The organism is Paenibacillus sp. (assembly GCF_035645195.1).
Classification (GTDB): domain Bacteria; phylum Bacillota; class Bacilli; order Paenibacillales; family YIM-B00363; genus Paenibacillus_AE.
In genome coordinates, this window is sequence record NZ_DASQNA010000008.1 from 47,351 (window position 1) to 67,645 (window position 20,295).

Sequence of the window (20,295 nt, forward strand, 5' to 3'; positions counted from 1 at the left end):
GCCATGTATGCAGAGGAGAAAAAGCCGGATAGAGACAGGGGAGGAAACGTATGAACGTCAAACGCAAGGGGTTCAAACTCGTATTCGCAGCATTGTTCGCACTCAGCATGATCGCAGCGGGCTGTTCCAGCTCCACGGGCGGAAGCGGCGCGCAGGAGGCGCCGGAAGCGACGACGGGGACGGGCGGAACGACCGCGCCGGCCGAGGCGGCGCCAGCCGAGGAGAAGGAGCTTCCGAAGGTCGCGTTCGTTTACATCGGGCCTCCGGGCGACGGCGGTTGGACGTTCGAGCACGACCGCGGCCGCAAGTACATGGAAGAGCAGCTCGGCATTACGGCGACGTACGTCGAGAACGTGCCGGAGAGCGCGGACGCCGAGCGCGTCATCACGGAACTGGCGCAGGAGAACGACATCATTTTCACCACAAGCTTCGGCTACATGGACTACACGCTGAACGTCGCGCAGAAATTCCCGGACGTCAAGTTCCTCCATGTCTCCGGCTATAAGACGGCCGATAACATGAGCAACTACTTCGGCCGGAACTACCAAGCGAGCTACTTGTCCGGCATCGCGGCCGGCGCGATGACGAAAACGAACGTCATCGGTTACATCGGCGCGTTCCCGATTCCTGAAGTCATCTACAACATCAACGCGTACGCGTTGGGCGTGCAAAGCGTCAACCCGGACGCGGTCGTCAAAGTCGTCTGGTCGAACACATGGTACGACCCGGCGACGGAGCGCCAAGCGGCGATCAGCTTGCTCGACCAAGGCGCCGACGTGCTGATGGCGTACCAGGACTCTCCGGCAGCGATTCAAGCGGCGGCGGAGCGCGGCGGTTTTGCCGGCGGCAACGATTCCGACATGACCCGCTTCGCGCCGGAGGCGTACCTGACGAATCCGATTTGGAACTGGGGTCCGTATTACGCGAAAACGGTGAAAGACATTATGGAAGGCACGTGGACGAACGAGCCGTACCTCGGCGACATGGCGGACGGCATGGTCGACATCGCGCCGATCGGTCCGAGCGTGCCGGAAGACGTGAAGAAGCGGATCGAAGAGACGAAAGCCAAAATCATCAGCGGCGAGCTCAACGTCTTCGCCGGACCGATCGTCGATACGCAGGGGACGGTTCGCGTCGAAGAAGGCCAAACCATGACCGACGAAGTCATTTACAGCACGAACTGGTTTGTCAAAGGGGTAGAAGGCACGATTCCGCAATAATCGGTACTATCGTTTATAGGTCGATGGCGACAATCCCTTTTGCCCAAAAGGGATTGTCGTCGTATATGGGACTTTATCGAAAAAGGGGCGTGCGGGCGATGACGGGCAGCCTAGCCGTAGAAATGAAAGGCATCGTAAAACGGTTCGGAACGGTGCTGGCGAACGATCAAGTCGACTTCTCGGCGCGGAAGGGGGAAATTCACGCGCTGCTCGGCGAGAACGGAGCGGGCAAAAGCACGGTGATGAGCCTGTTGTCCGGCGTGTATCGGGCGAACGAAGGGGACATCTTTATTCACGGGAAGAGGGCATCGATTCGGTCGCCGAAGGACGCCGCGGCGCTCGGCATCGGCATGGTGTTCCAAAACTTCCGGCTCGTGCAGAGTCTTACCGCGACCGACAATATCGTGCTCGGCGAGCGCAGGTCGTTCTGGCGCGGTCCGGCTTGGCTGAAACGGAAGCAGGAAGAGATCGCCGGTCTGTCGGAGCGGTTCGGTCTTCCGTTCCCGGTCGATCGGCCGATCTGGCAGCTATCGGTCGGGGAGCAGCAGCGGGTCGAAATCGTGAAGACGCTGTACCGCGGCGCCGACATCATCATTCTCGACGAGCCGACGTCCGTGCTGACGCCTGGCGAGGCGGAGCAGCTGTTCCAGACGCTTAAGACCATGAAGCGCGAGGGCAAAACCGTCATTTTGACGACGCACAAGCTGTACGAGGTGATGGCGGCGGCCGACCGCATCTCCGTCATGCGCAAAGGCCGCATGATCGCGGCCGGCATCGAGACGTCGCGCACGAACGAACGCGAAATCGCGCAGCTGATGGTCGGCCGCGACGTGGCGATTCAGCGCCAGGAGCGTCCCGCGCACGCCGCGCCGGGCAAGACGCTGCTCGAAGTGGAGCGGCTCGAGGTCGTCGCGGAGCACGGCCGCAAGGCGCTGCAGCAGTTGAGCCTCACGGTGCGCGAAGGCGAAATCGTCGGCATCGCCGGCGTCGCGGGCAACGGGCAGAAGGAGCTGGCCGAGGTGCTGAACGGGCTGCTGCCCTGGAAGGGCGGCGCGATTCGGTTCGACGGCCGCGAATGGAAGTCGGCGTCGGTGCGGACCGCGATCGAAGCGGGCATCGCGCACGTGCCGGAAAACCGGATGAAAAGCGGCCTCGCGGGCAGCCTCGGCGCCATCGACAACCTGCTGTTCAAATCGTACCGCTCGCCGGAGCGGTCCGCCTTCGGATTCCTCAAATCGAAAGGAAATCGGGCGTGGGCGGAGGAGCTCGTGAAGCGGTTCGACGTCGTGACGCCGAGCGTCGACGCGCCCGTGCGGCAGCTCTCCGGCGGCAATCAGCAAAAGCTGCTGTTCGCGCGCGAAATCGCGGCGAAGCCGAAGCTGATGGTTGCGGTGCACCCGACGCAGGGGTTAGATGTCGGCGCGACGGAAGGCGTACACAAGCTGCTTATGGATTTGCGCAATCAAGGCAGCGGCGTGCTGCTCATCTCCGAGGATTTGGACGAAGTGCTGCATTTATCCGACCGGATTTTGGTCATTTATAACGGACGCATGATCGGCGAAACGAGTCATGACGCGGCGGACCGGGAGCGGATCGGCTTGTGGATGGCCGGCGCCGAGGGCAGTCAGGGGGCGGCGGTATGAAGGAGATTGCGGAAACGATACCCGCTGCGGAGCGGGCGAGGCCGAAGCTTTCGTTCCGGTTCGAGCTCGACCCGTCGGTGACGAAAAGTCCGTGGTGGGCGGGACCGCTGTCGATCGCGCTGGCGCTGCTCGTCTGCGCGGCGTTCATCGCGGCGAACGGCATGAACCCGATTACGGTGTACATGAAAATGCTGAAGGGCGCGTTCGGCACCTCATACGGTATTAACGAAACGCTCGTCAAAGCGATCCCGCTGCTGCTGTGCGGCATCGGCGTCTCGATCGCGTACCGGATCGCCGTCTGGAACATCGGGGCGGAGGGGCAGTTTTTGGCCGGCACGATGGCGGCGACGGCGGTGACGATTTACTTGCCGCATCTGCAGAACGGATGGGCGATCGTGCTGATGCTCGTCGCGGGCATCGCCGCAGGAGGCGTCTGGGGGCTGATGACGGCGATCCCGAGAACCCATTTTCAAGTGAACGAACTCATTTCTTCGCTCATGCTGAATTACGTCGCGCTGCTTGCGCTCGATTATTTCGTGTTCGGGCCATGGCGCGATCCGGGAGGTTTCAATTTCCCGGGCTCCCCGGTCTTCACGCCGGCGCAGTCGCTGCCCGCCATCGGCGATACGCGGCTGCATCTCGGCCTTGCGTTCGGCCTCGCCGCCGTCGTTTTATACTTCGTACTCATTCGCTTTACGCGCTGGGGCTACGAGCTGCGCCTGATCGGCGCGAATCCGGAAGCGGCGAAAAACGCAGGCATCAATATTAAGAAGCATATTTGGATCGTTATGATCATCAGCGGCGGGCTGGCCGGTCTTGCCGGCATGGCCGAGGTGTCCGGCGTGACGCACAAGCTGATGCAGGGCATCTCCCCCGGCTACGGCTACACGGCGATCATCGTCGCTTGGCTCGCCAAGCTGCACCCGTTCGGCCTCGTCGTGTCGTCGGTGCTGTTCGGCGGCCTGATCGTCGGCGGCTACAGCGTCCAGACGATCGGCATGCCTTCCTCCATTTCGGACATGATTCAGGGCGCGATCCTGTTCTTCCTTATCGCGGGGGACATGATCGCCAAATTCCGCCTGCGGCGCGGTTGAGAGGAGCTGCGACATCATGGAAATAGCGACGCAATTATTAGTGGCCGCAATGTCGGCCGGCACGCCGCTCCTGCTGGCGACGCTCGGAGGGATCTTAAGCGAGCGGTCGGGCATCATCCAGCTCGGCGCGGAAGGGCTCATGCTGATGGGCGCGGTCGTCGCCTGCCTCGCCTTCATCGGCACCGAGAGCATTCCGCTGACGCTGCTCGCGGTTACCGCCGTGACGGCGGCGCTCGGCTTGCTGCACGCGTTCATGAGCGTGACGCTGCGCGTCAATCAAATTATGGTCGGCCTCGCGCTGACGCTGTTCGGCGGCGGACTGAGCGCGTACCTCGGCCGCCCGGTGAGCGGGCTGCCGCTGCCGGGCACGATGCCCCGCGTTCATCTCGATTGGCTGGAGCCGGTGCCGGTTATCGGCCGGCTGTTCGCGCATCTCGACATCTTGACGTGGTTCAGCTTCGCGCTCGTCATCGGGCTGCATCTGCTCATCCATCGCACGTCGTGGGGGCTTCATTTGAAAGCGATCGGCGATAACCCGGCGACCGCGGACGTGATGGGCATTCGCGTGCAGACGCTGCGTTACGCATACGTCGTCGCCGGGGCCGCGCTGATCGGGCTCGCCGGCGGATACATGCTGCTCGTCTATACGCCGAGCTGGACCGAAGGCATGACCGCGGGGAAAGGCTGGATCGCGGTCGCGCTCGTCATTTTCGCCCGGTGGAATCCGGTGCGCGCGCTGCTGTGCGCTTATTTCTTCGGGGCGCTCGATATGATCGGCTTCCGCATCCAGCTGATCGGCAGCGACATTCCCACGTATTTCTTGAAAATGATTCCTTACGTCGTCACGATTCTCGTGCTCATGTACTTGGGCTGGCGCAATCGCGGCAAGCCGTCGGGCACGCCGGAAGCGCTGGGCGTCCCGTACATTCGAGAGCAACGATTTTAACGGAAAGCGGGGGATGAACGATGGCGATCGGGAACGAAGAGCTGCTTCGGCAGCCGCACGTGCTGCAGCCGAAGGACGCGGCGGAGGCGATTCGCCTGAAGCGTTCGCTCGGCGCGGCGGCCGCGTACGTATCCGGCGGCACGCTGCTTCGGACGCAATGGGAGAACGGCGTCGCGCCGATCCCGCCGTGTTTGATCGACGTCCGCGCGATTCACGGCCTTGCCGGCATCGCGGTGTCGGAGGGAGCGCTTGCGATCGGCGCGATGACGACGCTGTCCGAGTGCCGCCGGCAGCCGCTGCTTCGGGAGCGGTGCCCGGCGCTGCACGAGGCGGCGAAGGCGATCGCCGCGCCGTCCGTGCGCAATCTCGGCACGATCGGCGGCAACGTCGCCTCCGGCATCGGCGACGCGTGGCCCGCGCTGCTCGCGCTGGATGCCGAGCTCGTTTGGTACGGCGACGGTCCGGAGATCGAGCCGGCGGCTTCTTGGATCGCCCGGTTCGGCGCCGCGCCCGAGGGCCGGCTGCTGACGGCGATTCGCTTGCCGCTCGCAGGGCCGGACGGCGTCTTCGAGGCGTACCGCAAGGTCGGGCGCCGCGAGGCGTTCACACCGTCGCTCGTGACGGCGGCGCTGCGCGGCCGGCGGGACGAAGGCGGACGCTGGAGAGACTGCCGCGTCGCCGCGGCCGGCGGCGCCATGCGCCCCATGCGGCTTGCGGAGGCGGAAGCGCTGTGGGAAGGGAAGCGAAGCGAGGAACTGAACTTCGCGCTGATATATAAATCGGTGCTGGCGGAATACGACGCGGCGCCGGACGCGTTCGCGGACGCCGCGTATCGCAAAAAGACGGCGGCGGGCCTCGTCGCGGCGGCGCTGTGGGAAGCGAGGGGATCGGAATGCTGAAGCGGAGCACGAGCGGCGCGCGCTGGCGCGTTCGCCCGGACGGGAAAGAAAAGGTATCCGGGAGCCTTAAATATTTGACGGATTTGCGGGCGGAGGGAATGCTGTACGGACGCGTGCTGCGCAGCCCGTATCCCCACGCGCTGATCTTGTCGATCCGCACGGAGAAGGCGGAGCGGCTGCCCGGCGTGCGCGCTGTCATTACGTGGAAGGACGTGCCGGGGCTGAATAAATTCGGCATCGCCTTCCCGCACCAGCCGGTGCTGTGCCGCGACCGCGTCCGCTACGTCGGCGACGCGGTCGCGGCCGTCGCGGCGGAGAACGAGGAGATCGCCGAAGCGGCGCTTGCGCTCATCGAGGTCGATTACGAGCCGCTGCCGCCCATCGTCGATCCGGAAGAGGCGCTGCGCGAAGGGGCCCCGAAGCTGTTCGAGGAAGGGAACGTGCTGCATCGGACGGAATACCGCAAAGGCGACCCCGACGCGGCGTTCGCCGAATGCGCGTTTATCGTCGAAGAGACTTACTGTACGCCGAGGCAGATGCATACGTACATGGAAACGGAGGGCGGCTTGTTCGTGCCCGAGCCGGACGGACGGCTGACGTCGTATTCGCCGACGCAGCACGGGAGAATGGACCGGATGCAGCTCGCGCGCATATTAGCGGTGCCGGAGGAGCGGGTCCGCGTCATCTCCAGCCCGATCGGCGGCAGCTTCGGCGGCAAAGACGAGCTGAACGTGCAGCCGTATGGCGCCCTGCTGGCGCTGAAAACCGGCTTGCCGGTGAAGCTGCACAACTCCCGCGCCGAATCGGTCCGCGCGGGACTGAAGCGGCACCCGATGAAAATTACGATGAAGACCGGCGTCGACGCGAACGGTCGCCTCGTCGCCCATCGGGTCCGCATCGTATCCGATACGGGCGCGTACGCGACGCTAGGCGCAGAGGTGCTCAATTTCGCGACGGAGCACGTCACCGGGCCGTATCTGTTCGACCATGTGGACGTCGAAGGCTTGTCGGTGTACACGAACAACGGCGTGTCCGGGGAGTTCCGCGGCTTCGGCGGCAACCAAGCGATCTACGCGCTCGAAGGGCAGATGGATCGGCTGGCCGCGGCGGTCGGCATGGATCCGTGGGCATTCCGGAAGCTGAATTTGCGGCAATACGGCGATCCGGGGCCGCTCGGCCAGCGCATCGCGCAGACGTACGGCGCCGAGCAGGTGTGGGAAGCGATCGAGCGGAGCGAGCTGTATCGAAGCCGGGAGCGGGAGAGGGGAACGGCCGGCCGGCCGCCCTGGATCCGCACGGGCGTCGGCGCGGCGTTCGCGATGCACGGCGCCGGCCTCGGCTTCGGCATCCCGGATCCGGGCGGCGGCGTGCTGCGGCTGGCGCCGGACGGCAAGATTGAAGCGATCTTCGGCTACGAGGAGTTCGGCCAAGGGCTGCTCGCGACGCTCGAGCTGATGCTGGCGGAGCAGTTCGGTTTCGCGGCGGAAGATATCCGGATGATTATCGGCGACACCGACGTCGTGCCGGACAGCGGCTCGAGCACCGCCTCGCGGGCGACGAGCATGATGTGGACGGCGCTGCGGCGGATGGCGCCGGAATTTACCGCGAAGCTGCTGGACGCGGCCAGCGCCGCGACGGGCATACCCGCGGAGCGGCTTCGCCTCGGCGCGGGCGGCGTCCGGCTCGCGCTCGAGCCGGAGGACGCGAACGGCGCGGGCGAAATCGCGGCGACGTACGAAGAGCTCGCCCGCGCGACAGCGGCGAACCCGATCCGCTGCGAGACGTCGTTCCATTATCCGCTCACGCCGGACGAGAGGGTCGGAGCGCATTTCTTGTACACGTACGCGGCGGTCGCCGTGAAGGTCGAGGTCGACACGCTCACGGGGCGCGTCCGCGTGCTCGACCAGCATCACGCCGTCGCGGCCGGTCCCGTCGCCAACCCCCAGGGCTACCTCGGGCAAATCGAGGGCGGCAGCTCCATGGCGGTCGGCTTCACGCTGACCGAGGACGCAATCATGAACGACGGAATATACGCGACGAAAAACTTGGATACGTATTTGGTGCCGACGATCGCGGATATGAACGGCTCGATCCGCGTCGAGGCGATCGAGGATTTGCCGGAGGATGACGTATACGGCCCTCGAGGCATCGGCGAAGTCGGCTCGGTGACGCTGGCGCCGGCGATCGCGGAGGCCATATTCGACGCGACGGGCGTTCGGGTGACGAAGCTGCCCGTCGATGCGGCCGAGCTGCAGCAGGTTCCGGATTTTGCGAAAGACGGGGGGAACGCGCATGTTGGATAAAGCGAGCTTGGGCGCGCGGGCGCCCGTCCCGTTCCGGCTGGACATCGACGTGAACGGGGAGGCGGTGTCGCTCGACGTCGCGCCGACGCGGCGGCTGCTGACGGTGCTGCGGGAAGATTTGCAGCTGACCGGCACGAAGCGGTCGTGCGATATCGGCCGCTGCGGCGCCTGCATGGTGCTGGTCGACGGCAGGCCGGTCAATTCGTGCCTTGCGATGGCGTATCAATGCGCCGGCGCCAGCGTGACGACGATCGAAGGCATCGCGGCGGGCGCCGACAAGGCACTCGATCCGGTGCAGCAAGCGTTCCTCGAAGAGGGCGGCTTCCAGTGCGGATACTGCACGCCCGGCATGATCGTGTCGACGAAGGCGCTGCTCGACGGGACGCCGAATCCGACGGACGAGGATATCGAAGAAGCGCTGTCCGGCAATTTGTGCCGGTGCACGGGGTACGCGTCGATTTTGCGCGCCGTGCGCCGTGCGGTCGAGCTGAGGGGAGACGCATAAATGACGACAAGAGAACAGCGAATCGAATATTTGCGCCGGGCGGTCGAAGTGTCGCGCCGAGCGCGCGAATCCGGCAACACGCCGTTCGGGGCGATTTTGGTCGACGCGGACGGCGACATCGTGCTGGAGCAGGGCAATATCGAAATTACGGAATCGAATTGTACCGGACATGCGGAAACGACGCTGATGGAGGCCGCTTCCAAGCGGTTTACGAAAGCGGAGCTGTGGCGCATGACGATGTATACGACCGTCGAGCCTTGCGCGATGTGCGCGGGAGCCGTGTATTGGGCGAACGTGGGAACGGTGGTGTACGGCGTATCGGAGCGTACGCTGCTTTCCCTGACGGGCGACGACGAGCAAAACCCGACGTTCGATCTGCCGTGCCGCGAGGTGTTCGCGCGGGGGCAGAAGCCGATCGTCGTCGAAGGTCCGTTTCCGGAAGTGGAACAAGACGTCTTAACGGTGCATGAGGGGTATTGGAGATGATTACGATCAATGAATTGAATGCGATGAGCGAAGAGAGGTTCATCGATGCGCTGAAAGACGTGTTCGAGCATTCGCCTTGGGTGGCGGAGACGGCGTACAAGAGCGCGCCGTTCGCCTCGACGGAAGCGCTGCATCGCACGATGATGGACGCCGTGCGCGGCGCGGCGGAGGAAACGGTGCTCGCCTTGTTCCGGGCGCATCCCGATCTCGCGACGCGCCTCGCAATCAGCGAGCTGTCGACCGCGGAGCAGCAGGGCGTCGGGTTAGACCGGCTGACGCCGGAGGAGTTCGAGACGTTCTCGACGCTCAATCGCGAGTATGTAAATAAATTCGGCTTCCCGTTTCTGTTCGCGGTGCGCGGGAAGACGAAGGACGATATTTTGGTAGCGATGCGCCGGCGCATTCCTCGTACGTTCGCGGAGGAGCGGGAGCAGGCGCTGCTCGAAATCGAGCGCATCACCGGTTTTCGGCTGCGCGACCTGATCGACGACGGCGCGGGAGCCGCGCCATGAGCGGGCGGCTGACGACGCATGTGCTCGATACGGCGCTCGGTAAGCCGGCCGCCGGGGTGAAGGTGCAGCTGTGGCGCCAAGCAGGCGCGGATGCGGCGGGCGAGCTGCTGGCGGAGGCGGCGACGAACGCGGACGGCCGGCTCGACGCGCCGCTGCTTGCCGGCGATGCCATGGCCGCCGGTACGTACGAGCTCGTATTTTTCGTCCGCGACTACTTCCTTCGGACGCAGACGTCGCCGGCGATGTTCCTGGATGCGGTGCCGATCCGGTTTACGATCGCCTCGCCGGGGGAGCATTACCACGTACCGCTGCTGATCGCTCCCGGAGGGTACAGCACGTATCGAGGCAGCTAAGGGGGAATAACGGTGGGAACCTATGAATTGGTCGTCAAAAACGGGTTGGTCGTCGGGCCTAGCGGCGTGTCGGCGCAGGACATCGGCATCAGCGAAGGGCGCATCGCCGCAATAGGCGAAGGGCTGTCGGGCGCCGCGGCGATCGACGCGGGCGGCTGCTACGTGCTGCCGGGCATGATCGACGCCCACGTTCATTTCAACGAGCCGAACTTCGGCCATTGGGAAGGCTTCGCGACCGGCTCCGCCTCGCTCGCCGCCGGCGGCATCACGACGTATATCGATATGCCGCTCAACGGCAATCCGCCGACGGTGACGCCGGACGCGTTCGCCGCGAAAGCGGCGCTCGCGGAGGGCGCGTCGGCGGTCGATTACGCCTTCTGGGGCGGCCTGATGCCGGGCTTCCTCGACTCGCTCGAGCCGCTCCACGCCCTCGGCGTCGTCGGGTTCAAGGCGTTCATGTCGAACCCCGGGGGCGAAGGCGAGGGACGATTTCGAGAGGCGGACGATGCGACGCTATACGAGGGCATGCAGCGCATCGCGTCCTTCGGCGGACTGCTGGCGCTGCACGCGGAGAGCGACGCGATGACGTCGACGCTCGCTTCGGCCGCGGCGGCCGCCGGGCGGACGTCCGCGCGCGACTTCGTTGCCGCCCGCCCGATCGCGGCGGAGACGGAGGCCGTCGCCAGAGCGCTGTTGTACGCGGAGCGGACCGGCTGCCGGCTGCACTTCGTGCACATCAGCAGCGCGGACGCCGTCGCGCTGATCGACGCGGCGAAGCGGCGCGGGCTGGACGTCTCCGTCGAGACGTGTCCGCATTACCTCGCGTTGACGGAAGACGACATGGACCGGCTGGGTCCCGTCGCCAAATGCGCGCCGCCGCTGCGAAGCGCCGCTGAGCAGGCGAAGCTGTGGGCGGAGCTCGCATCCGGACGGATCGATCTTGTTGCGTCCGACCATTCCCCTTGCCCGACGGCGCTGAAGGATGGACCGTTCTTCGCGGCGTGGGGCGGCATCTCGGGCGCGCAGAGCAGCCTCGAGCTGCTGTTCGACGAAGCCGTGCTGCGCCGCGGCCTCCCCGCGACGCTCATCGCAGAATTGACGGCTGCAGGACCGGCCCGCCGATTCGGCCTCTCGAGCCGCAAAGGGAGAATCGCGCCCGGGCTCGACGCGGATTTCGTGCTGCTCGATCCGGCGCGCTCTTATACGCTGCAGGCGGAGCAACTGCAGTATCGGCACCGTCACAGCCCGTATATCGGCCGCACGTTCGGCTGCAAAGTGAAGGCGACCTACGTTCGAGGCATCGCCGTTTACACGGAGGAAGAAGGCGTCGTCGTTCCCGGCGGCGGCCGTTTCGTCCGACCATGACCGGAGGAGGACGCCTATGACGACAATGCGAGCGGAGCGCTCCGCGGCATTGATGCACGGTATACTGGAGGAACTGCAGCGGTACAGCGCTGGGGGACCCGGCGTAACGAGACTGCTGTACGCGGATGAATGGGCGGCCGCCCAGCAATATTTGAGCGAGCGGATGGCCGCGCTCGGTCTTGCCGTCCGGTGCGACCGGGTCGGCAACGTTTACGGACGAATCGAAGGGACGCGGGAGGCCGCTCCGGCGGTGCTGACCGGTTCGCATATCGATACGGTCCGTTCCGGCGGCGCGTACGACGGCGCGTACGGCATCGCGGCGGGCGTCGCCGCCCTCGATTACTTGCAGCGCACGTACGGTCCGCCGGTGCGGCCGCTCGAGGTCGTGTCGTTCTGCGAGGAGGAGGGGAGCCGTTTCCCGCTCTCCTATTGGGGCTCCGGCAATGTCGTCGGCGCGTACGACGTATCGGAGGCGCCTCGCCATATCGATTTCGCCGGCGTGTCGATGGAAGATGCCATGCGGCGCGCCGGCTGCGGTCTCGACGACCAAGCGCCGCCCGCGCGCGGCGACATCGGTGTCTTCGTCGAAGCGCATATCGAGCAGGGCGTCACGCTCGAACGCATGAACCTCGACATCGGCGTCGTCACGGCGATCGTCGGGCAGAAGCGCTATATCGTCAAGCTGATCGGCGAGGCGAATCATGCCGGCACGACGCCGATGGGCATGCGCAGAGACCCTTGCGCGGGCGCGGCGGAAATGATCGCGGCGCTCGAGCGTATGGCGCTTGAAGCGGGCGACCCTCTCGTCGCTACGGTCGGCCGAATGGAACTGTCGCCGAACACGCCCAACGTCATCCCGGGAGCGGTGACGTTCACGATCGACGTGCGCCATGCGGACGGCGAGGCGCTGGATCGCTTCGGCGAGGCGCTGGCCGAGACGATTCATACAATCGCGGAGCGCCGCGGCCTCGGCGTCGAACTGTCGCTGTGGGTGGATACGCGCCCGGCGCCGATGCACCCGAAGCTGTACTCGGCGTTAGAGCGCATTTGCTCGGAGCAAGGCCTCTCGTCCCGACTTATGGTAAGCGGGGCGGGGCACGACGCGCAAATGCTGCAGCAGGTTTGCCCGTCCGCGATGATTTTCGTGCCGAGCCGGCTCGGCGTCAGCCATTCGCCGGACGAATATTCGACGCCCGAAGCGCTTGAGAACGGGCTGCAAGTATTGATCGCCATACTGTACGAGCTTGCATACGAGGAGCGATTGCCATGAAACGGTATGCGGATTTGTCCCCGTCCCCTCGCACGATCATGACGCCGGGGCCGGTCGAGGTCGACCCGCGCGTCCTGCGCGCGATGTCGTACCCGATTTTGGGACAGTTCGACCCCGAATTTACCGCGCTGATGAACGAGACGATGGAAATGCTCCGCGGCGTATTTCAAACGAACAATCACTGGGCGTACCCGGTGGACGGCACGTCCCGGTCCGGCATCGAGGCAGTGCTCGCCTCGCTGATCGCGCCGGGCGACAAGGTGCTCGTCCCGATTTATGGGCGATTCGGGCATTTGCTGCACGAGATCGCCGACCGGTGCGGCGCGGAGGTGACCGCGATCGAGAAAGAGTGGGGCACCGTGTTCGACCCCGAAGAGGTGATCGGCGCGATCGACGCCGCTCGGCCGGATCTCGTGCTGATGGTGCACGGGGAAACGTCGACGGGCCGCGTGCAGCCGCTCGCGGACATCGGGCGCGCCTGCCGCGAGCGGGATGTGCTGCTCGCGGTCGACGCCGTCGCGACGATCGGCGGCGTGCCGGTCGAGACGGACGCTTGGTCGCTCGACGCGGTCATCGGCGGCACGCAGAAATGTTTGTCCGTGCCGTCCGGCATGGCGCCGATCACGTACAACGAGCGGGCGGAGCGGAAGGTGCTGTCGCGCAAACGCGTCGAGAAAGGTCTTCGAACCGGCGCGGCGGAAGACAATTCGGCGATTCGTCCGATCCAAAGCAATTATCTTGATTTGAGTCAGCTTCAGGATTATTGGAGTCCGCAGCGGCTCAATCACCACACGGAAATGACATCGATGCTGTACGCGCTCCGGGAAGGATTGCGGCTCGTGCTGGAAGAAGGATTGGAGGAAAGGTTCGCGCGTCATCGCCGCAACGAACGCGCGCTCCTTGCGGGACTCGAAGCGATGGGACTGCAGCTGTACGGCGATCCGTCCTGCAAGCTGACGGTCGTCACCTGCATCCTCATCCCCGACGGCGTCGACGGGGAATCCGTTCGATCAATGCTGCTCGACGCGTTCGGCATCGAGATCGCGAGCTCCTTCGGTCCGCTGAAGGGGAAAATTTGGCGCATCGGCACGATGGGCTACAGCTGCAGCCGCAAGAACGTGCTCCACCTGCTCGGCGCCCTGGAAGCGACGCTGATTCGGCACGGGGTTAAACTCCCGGCGGGTGCGGCGCTGCAAGCCGCTTTGAGCGCGTACGAGACGGCGTAAACGGCGGATGCGCCGGTCGTCCCCTGACTTCTTCATTATTTTTTAAGGTATTCCTCTTTGACATGTGGTAAAATATGCTCATATTCCTTTTCATACGATAATGGCAAACCTGACGAAAGTCAGGGACGCAAAGCTAAAGGGACTACAGGTGCGGATCGTGGAACACCTAAGTCAGCCAGCTGCCGAAACGAGAGGAATTTTTTTTGCCTCCGGGACGCGGCGCGACAACAACATGGGAGAGGCGAGAAAAATGGTTACGCAAATTTGCCCGAATATGCTGAGAGAGCTTCGCGATCTGTTAGGGGACGAAGCGGCGTACGAGGTCGTGTTCGGCTTGATGTGCATGCCGAAAGACGAACTGATCGAATTTAGGCAGCAGATGGAGACGCTGCTGCGGCCGCCGGCGGCGGTGCACTGAACGAACGTAAGGAAAAGGACGGCTCGAAGCGACGCTTCGGAGCCGTCCTTTTTGGTTTGAGCGCAGCTTACCGCCGCCGCAAATAATCGATGCCGGTCCGCCGCCCAGCCGCCGCCACCATGCGCGCCGCCGCCGTCTGCGCCCGGAACGCGAGCGCCCCCTCGTCCACTCCGACGAGCCGCCCGTCCCTCACGACGACGCGTCCGCCGACGATCGTCGTTTCGACGTTGTGCGTAATGCCGGCGACGACCGGCAGCGCCGTGTCGTCGAACAGCGCGCCGGCGTACTCGAGCTTCCGCGCGTCGATCATGAACAGATCGGCCGCCTTGCCGATCTCGAGCGAGCCGATCGCATCCTCCCAACCGAGCGCCCGAGCGGAGCCGACCGTGCCGATCCAGAGGCTCTCTTCCGCGGTCGGCGCTTGCGCGCCGGCGGCGAGCTTATGCAGCAGGTACGATTGGCGAACTTCGCCGAGTAAGTTGGATGCGTCGTTGGACGCCGAGCCGTCCACCCCAAGGCCGACCTTGACGCCCGCGTCCAGCATTTTCCGCATCGGGAACACCCCGGACGACAGCTTCATATTGCTGCTCGGACAGTGGGCGACGCCGCAGCCGCATGCGCCGAGCCGGCGAATTTCATCGTCTCGGAAGTGTATCCCGTGGGCGTACCAGACATCGTTGCCGATCCACTCCGTTCTTTCCATATACTCCAACGGACGAAGACCAAGCTTCTCCAAGCAGTACGCTTCCTCGTCGTGCGTTTCCGCCAGATGCGTATGGAGCCGCACCCCGTACGCGCGCGCCATGCGCGCCGTCTCCCGAAGCAGATCTTCGCTCACCGAGAACGGGGAGCAAGGCGCAAGGCCGACCCGCGTCATCGCGAACGGCGACGCGTCGTGGTACGTTTCGATAACCCGCCGCGAATCGCGGAGAATCGTCTCCATGTCCTGCGTCACTTCGTCGGGAGGAAGTCCCCCTGCGGACCGGCCCAGATTCATAGACCCTCGGGTTGGATAAAAGCGGATGCCGAGCTCTCGAGCCGCCCGTATCTCCTCGTCGATCAACTCGCCGCTGACGGCGTTCGGGAAGCAGTAAAAATGATCGGCCGCAGTCGTGCAGCCTGTTTTCAGCAGCTCGCCGAGACCGACCATCGCGCTCAAATAAACATCTTCCGGTCGCAGCTCGCGCCATACGTCGTATAGTGTCAGGAGCCAGTCGAATAGCTCGACGTCCTGCGCGCGAGGGATGTTTCTCGTGAACGTTTGATACAAATGGTGATGCGTATTAATCAAGCCGGGATAAACGATTCTCCCCGCGGCGTCGATGACGACGTCGGCCGTCTCGTACGGCACATCCGTTCCGATCGCGACGATGCGTTGATCCCGGGCATACAAGCTGCCGCCGGGGAACGTCCGCCGCTCGGCGTCCATCGTTATGATGTTTCGCGCGTTCTTAATGAGCAATGTGGCCAAGGTTGTTGTCCGCCTTTCTAGGTTACGATTCCTTCATCATAACCTAGCAGGGCGCTCGTCCGCTTCGTCGAACGCGCGATTTCGTCGCCGACGACAAATTCGACTATCGAAATCGGCACGAAGCACAGCGAACCGGCCATCGCCCGTTGAAACCGGATCGGCGCTCGGGTAAGCTAAGGGAAATAGAACAAGCCCACAGGGGGAAAAACGATGAGCGGCTCATTGTATCACGTGCTGACCGCAAGACAATTCGATCGTGCGGAGTTGGATGCGCTGTTCGCCGCGTCCGGCGACATGGAGCGGATCGTACGCGAAGGCGGCTCCACGCGCTTCTCGAATAAAATTTTGACCACGCTGTTTTTCGAGGCGAGCACGCGGACGCGGTTGTCGTTCGAAGCGGCGATGCATCGGCTTGGCGGCCGGGTCATCGGCACGGAGAACGCCGCGCAGTTTTCGTCGGCGATCAAAGGAGAGACGCTGGAAGATACCATTCGCATCGTATCGGGTTACAGCGACCTCGTCGTCATGCGTCATACGGAAATCGGGGCGGCGCAGCTGGCCGCGACGGTCGCAACCGTACCGGTCATTAACGCAGGCGACGGCGCCGGGGAGCATCCGACGCAGGCGCTGCTCGACCTGTACTCGATCCAGAAGGAGCTCGGGCGGATCGACGACATCCGGATCGCGATGATCGGCGACCTCGCGAACGGACGAACCGTTCATTCGTTAAGCTACATGCTTGCCAATTATAAGAATGTGCATATCGAATACGTCGCGCCGGATAACGTGCGCATCCCGGTCGAAGTGAAGCGGTACCTCGTCGAGCACGGCGTGTCGTTCGAAGAATCGACCGACCTGCGCAAGGCGGCCGCGGAGGCGGACGTCGTGTACCAGACGCGCATTCAGAAGGAGCGATTCCTGTCGCTCGAAGAGTACGAGAAGGCGTCGGGCAAGTATGTAATCGACGCGTCACTGCTGGACGTCATGCGTCCCGACGCCATCATCCTTCACCCGCTGCCGCGGGCGGGCGAAATCGAAACGCGCGTCGACCGGGATCCCCGCGCCGCGTACTTCCGTCAAGCGCAGAACGGGCTGTATTTGCGGATGGCGCTCATCGAAAAATGCCTGACCTCTTAATTGTTCGGCGCCGTCGATCCCTCGCGGTTCGGGGCTCGATTTTAGCCAAACTCCCTCGCTTCGGCAGGGAGTTTCTTTATTTTTTCGGTGCCTGCTGCCGCCGGCTTTTCCTATCCATCCAACCTGCCCACTAACTAAGCCCACCCTTAAAACCTCTAACCATCAAATTCAATTCTCCCTAACCTCACATTCTTCTCGTTGTCTAAATTGTATTAGGATTGGTAAAACCAGCCGGCATAGAGTAGGAGAAGGAATCGCCGGCTATTGGCCGCTGCGCCGAAGTTGTCCAAAGTTGTCCAAACAGTGGGATGGCAGTTCAAGAACGTGGGCTACTGTCTTGCTAGGGAGGCGAAGTTTGAATACGTGGTCGCAAGAAGATCGGTCCGGTATTGGCGGATGCACTTAAGCTGTCCAAAATTGTCCAAGCCGAGGGAGGTTGGTTCAAGACCGGGTGCTACTGATTTGCGAAGGAGGGAGACTTGGTCAAAAGCAACTAGACGTGGTCAGTAAGGGTTCGTCATGTATTGGGGGGCGCGCCGAAGCTGTCCAAAGTTGTCCAAACGGTGGGATGGCAGTTCAAGAACGTGGGCTGCTGGCTTGCTGGGGAGGTGTGGCTTGAGTACGTAGAAGTCGGGGGGCTGTCAGGGTATTGCCGTCTGCGCCGAAGCTTGTCCAAAGTTGTCCAAACGGTGGGATGGCAGTTCAAGAAAGTGAGCTACTGGCTTGCTGGGGAGGTGTGGCTTGAGTACGTAGAAGTCGGGGGGACTGTCAGGGTGTTGCCGTCTGCGTCGAAGCTGTCCAAAAATGTCCAAGCCGAGGGAGGTTGGTTCAAGACCGGGTGCTACTGATTTGCGAAGGAGAGAAACTTGGTCAATAGCGACTAGACGGGTCAGTAAGGGTTCGTCATGTATTGGGGGAAGCGCCGAAGCTGTCCAAAGTTGTCCAAACGGTGGGATGGCAGTTCAAGAACGTGGCTACTGGCTTACTGGGGAGGTGTGGCTTGAGTACGTAGAAGTCGGGGGGGGCTGTCAGGGTATTGCCGTCTGCACCGAAGCTGTCCAAAAATGTCCAAGCCGAGGGAGGTTGGTTCAAGACTGGGTGCTACTGATTTGCGAAGGAGGGAGACTTTGGTCAAAAGCGACTAGACGTGGTCAGTAAGGGTTCGTCATGTATTGGGGGGCGCGCCGAAGCTGTCCAAAGTTGTCCAAACGGTGGGATGGCAGTTCAAGAAATGGCTACTGGCTTACTGGGGAGGTGAGGCTTGAGAACGTAGAAGTCGGAGGGGCTGTCAGGGTATTGCCGTCTGCGCCGAAGCTGTCCAAAAATGTCCAAGCCGAGGGAGGTTGGTTCAAGACCGGGTGCAATTGATTTGCGAAGGAGGGTGACTTGGTCAAAAGCGACTAGAGCGTGGTCACGTAAGGATACGTCATGTATTGGGGGGCGCACCGAAGCCGTCCAAAGTTGTCCAAACGGTGGGATGGCAGTTCAAGAAAGTGAGCTACTGGCTTGCTGGGGAGGTGTGGCTTGAGTACGTAGAAGTCAAGGGGGCTGTCAGGGTATTGCCGTCCGCGCCGAAGCTGTCCAAAAATGTCCAAGCCGAGGGAGGTTGGTTCAAGACCGGGTGCTACTGATTTGCGAAGGAGGGAGACTTTGGTCAAAAGCGACTAGACGTGGTCAGTAAGGGTTCGTCATGTATTGGTGGGCGCGCCGAAGCTGTCCAAAGTTGTCCAAACGGTGGGATGGCAGTTCAAGAAAGTGGGCTACTGCTTGCTAGGGAGGTGTGGCTTGTGTACGTAGAAGTCGGAGGGTCTGTTAGGTATTGCCGGCTGCGTCGAAGCTGTCCAAAAATGTCCAAGCCGAGGGAGGTTGGTTCAAGACCGGGTGCTACTGATTTGCGGTGGAGGGGGCTCGTTCAAGTCTTAATGATGTAACTAGTTGGGAGGCGTGGCGAACGGGAGCGCATAGATGTCCACAACGATATGACACCCGCAGAAGCCCGCCAGATGCGGAAGTTTGAGTTATCCACAGATAGTCTAAACTTAGATTTGCAACAGTTTTTGATGAGGACGATATTAGAATGATGGAGAAGCCGGCGGATGCGCACACCGCAAAGTTGGCGGCGGCATTGTGGTAGAACGGAGCAGCGAAACTACAGTGGGCAGCAAGTGAGCGGTGAATGCTGCTTAAGCTGCACGCGGATCGAAGGGCCGCGAAGGTTCCAACGGTGAGAGGATAAGATTCCGCGAGATAGCGATGGCGGTTTAGCCGCGTGGGACGGATGAGCGGTGGTTCGCGGCGGCTCGGGGCGGCGCAGTATGATGGGGTGTAGGCGTTCGGTATAAGCGAACCGAGCAACCGAGTGTTAAGAGCTTGGACGGGTGCAGGACATGCATTGGGAGCCGTTTTGCTGTATCATATCCTTTATCTAGCGGAAGGAGTCATACGAATGACAGAACAGAAACTTGTGTATATGAACCATGACGGCGGCGCGGACGATCTCGTCTCGCTGCTCGCCGTGCTGTTAATGAAGGACGTGGAGTTGATCGGCGTCGGCGTGATCCCGGGCGATTGCTATTTGGAGCCGGCCGTGCTAGCGTCGCGAAAAATTATAGACGTATTCGGACGGGCGAGCGTGGAGGTTTCGGCTTCGGATTCTCGGCCGAAGCATCCGTTCCCGAAGGAGTGGCGTATGCACGCCTACTTCGTCGACGCGCTGCCGATGTTGAACGAGAGGGATGACATCCTCGCGCCCTTCACCTCCGAACCGGCGCATCGACACTTGGTACGCAAGCTGCGCGAAGCCGATCGGAAGGTGACGCTGCTGTTCACGGGTCCACTCACGGATCTCTCCCGCGCCCTTGCGGAGGCGCCCGACATCGAGGAAAAAATCGAATCGCTCGTTTGGATGGGCGGGTCGTTCAAGGGGACAGGCAATATTATCGAGCCGGAACACGACGGGTCGGCGGAATGGAACGCCTTCTGGGACCCGGATGCGGTGGCGGACGTATGGCGTTCGGGCATCGACATCGTAGCGTATCCGCTGCTTGCGACGGATCAAGTGCCGTGGACGCTGGAGCGCCGCAACGCATGGGCGAAGCTGCGCCGCCATCCGGCGCTCGACTTCGCGGTACAGTGCTACGCGATGTGCCCGCCGCTCGTGCACATCCATGCGAACGATACGTATTTCCTGTGGGATTTGCTGACGACCTCCCATCTCGGGAACGCGGGCATCGCGAAGTTCCGCCAAGTCGCCTGCCGCGTACATACGGAAGGCGCCAGCCAAGGCCGCATCGAGGAGGACCCGTCCGGCCGAACGATTTCGATCGCGGCCGAGGTCGACGTCGATGCTTTCTACAACTACATCACCGAGCTGTTCCGATCGTTCGAACGGTAATCGAATAAGCCGCCTCTTTGTGGGGCGGCTATTTTTATGCCGTGCGGCCCGGT

Annotated in this window: 17 protein-coding genes and 1 riboswitch; of the genes, 16 read left to right on the forward strand and 1 reads right to left on the reverse strand. The window is 62.9% G+C overall.

Annotated elements, in window-relative coordinates; genetic code table 11:
* Positions 1–50: 50 nt before the first annotated feature.
* From VE009_RS03445 to VE009_RS03510, 14 genes are all read left to right on the forward strand, one after another.
* The gene (locus VE009_RS03445; protein ID WP_325006001.1) at positions 51–1,220 is read left to right on the forward strand and encodes a BMP family ABC transporter substrate-binding protein; all 1,170 of its coding nucleotides are present in this window, start codon (positions 51–53) and stop codon (positions 1,218–1,220) included.
* Between the two features lie 98 nt (positions 1,221–1,318).
* Positions 1,319–2,863, forward strand: coding sequence for an ABC transporter ATP-binding protein (locus VE009_RS03450; protein WP_325006002.1), 1,545 nt, complete (start codon positions 1,319–1,321; stop codon positions 2,861–2,863).
* Positions 2,860–3,957: an ABC transporter permease gene (locus tag VE009_RS03455; RefSeq protein WP_325006003.1), complete on the forward strand. Its 1,098-nt coding sequence runs from the start codon at positions 2,860–2,862 to the stop codon at positions 3,955–3,957. Before VE009_RS03450 ends, VE009_RS03455 begins: the two co-directional genes overlap by 4 nt.
* A 16-nt stretch (positions 3,958–3,973) precedes the next feature.
* Entirely contained in the window at positions 3,974–4,903 is a 930-nt protein-coding gene (locus tag VE009_RS03460) for an ABC transporter permease (RefSeq protein WP_325006004.1), read from the forward strand.
* 20 nt (positions 4,904–4,923) lie between these two features.
* Positions 4,924–5,802: an FAD binding domain-containing protein gene (locus tag VE009_RS03465; protein WP_325006005.1), complete on the forward strand. Its 879-nt coding sequence runs from the start codon at positions 4,924–4,926 to the stop codon at positions 5,800–5,802.
* Entirely contained in the window at positions 5,796–8,105 is a 2,310-nt protein-coding gene (pucD, locus tag VE009_RS03470) for a xanthine dehydrogenase subunit D (protein WP_325006006.1), read from the forward strand. The genes VE009_RS03465 and pucD overlap by 7 nt, the downstream gene beginning before the upstream one ends.
* Entirely contained in the window at positions 8,095–8,610 is a 516-nt protein-coding gene (locus VE009_RS03475) for a (2Fe-2S)-binding protein (protein ID WP_325006007.1), read from the forward strand. The genes pucD and VE009_RS03475 overlap by 11 nt, the downstream gene beginning before the upstream one ends.
* Complete coding sequence (locus VE009_RS03480) at positions 8,611–9,096, forward strand: nucleoside deaminase (RefSeq protein WP_325006008.1); 486 nt, start codon at positions 8,611–8,613, stop codon at positions 9,094–9,096.
* Positions 9,093–9,608 (forward strand): 2-oxo-4-hydroxy-4-carboxy-5-ureidoimidazoline decarboxylase, encoded by a 516-nt coding sequence (gene uraD / locus VE009_RS03485; protein WP_325006009.1) that lies wholly within the window; start codon positions 9,093–9,095, stop codon positions 9,606–9,608. Before VE009_RS03480 ends, uraD begins: the two co-directional genes overlap by 4 nt.
* A complete protein-coding gene (gene uraH / locus VE009_RS03490; RefSeq protein ID WP_325006010.1) occupies positions 9,605–9,961 on the forward strand; it encodes a hydroxyisourate hydrolase in 357 nt (118 codons plus the stop codon). Before uraD ends, uraH begins: the two co-directional genes overlap by 4 nt.
* 12 nt (positions 9,962–9,973) lie before the next feature.
* The gene (locus VE009_RS03495) at positions 9,974–11,326 is read left to right on the forward strand and encodes an allantoinase (protein WP_325006011.1); all 1,353 of its coding nucleotides are present in this window, start codon (positions 9,974–9,976) and stop codon (positions 11,324–11,326) included.
* Between the two features lie 16 nt (positions 11,327–11,342).
* Complete coding sequence (locus VE009_RS03500) at positions 11,343–12,596, forward strand: Zn-dependent hydrolase (RefSeq protein WP_325006012.1); 1,254 nt, start codon at positions 11,343–11,345, stop codon at positions 12,594–12,596.
* Entirely contained in the window at positions 12,593–13,822 is a 1,230-nt protein-coding gene (locus tag VE009_RS03505; protein WP_325006013.1) for an alanine--glyoxylate aminotransferase family protein, read from the forward strand. The genes VE009_RS03500 and VE009_RS03505 overlap by 4 nt, the downstream gene beginning before the upstream one ends.
* A 92-nt stretch (positions 13,823–13,914) precedes the next feature.
* Positions 13,915–14,009: riboswitch (cyclic di-GMP riboswitch) on the forward strand.
* A gap of 63 nt (positions 14,010–14,072) precedes the next feature.
* Complete coding sequence (locus VE009_RS03510; RefSeq protein WP_325006014.1) at positions 14,073–14,240, forward strand: hypothetical protein; 168 nt, start codon at positions 14,073–14,075, stop codon at positions 14,238–14,240.
* Between the two features lie 67 nt (positions 14,241–14,307).
* Here the strand turns inward: VE009_RS03510 and VE009_RS03515 are convergent, their stop codons facing one another.
* Positions 14,308–15,711 (reverse strand): 8-oxoguanine deaminase, encoded by a 1,404-nt coding sequence (locus VE009_RS03515; RefSeq protein WP_325006015.1) that lies wholly within the window; start codon positions 15,709–15,711, stop codon positions 14,308–14,310.
* Positions 15,712–15,921: 210 nt separating this feature from the next.
* Here VE009_RS03515 and pyrB point away from each other — a divergent pair, with 210 nt between their 5' ends.
* Both pyrB and VE009_RS03525 read left to right on the forward strand, forming a co-directional pair.
* Positions 15,922–16,848 carry an aspartate carbamoyltransferase gene (gene pyrB, locus VE009_RS03520; protein ID WP_325006016.1) on the forward strand — a complete coding sequence of 309 codons (927 nt, stop codon included), beginning with the start codon at positions 15,922–15,924 and terminating at the stop codon, positions 16,846–16,848.
* A gap of 2,446 nt (positions 16,849–19,294) precedes the next feature.
* Positions 19,295–20,242: a nucleoside hydrolase gene (locus VE009_RS03525; protein WP_325006017.1), complete on the forward strand. Its 948-nt coding sequence runs from the start codon at positions 19,295–19,297 to the stop codon at positions 20,240–20,242.
* Positions 20,243–20,295: the final 53 nt, after the last annotated feature.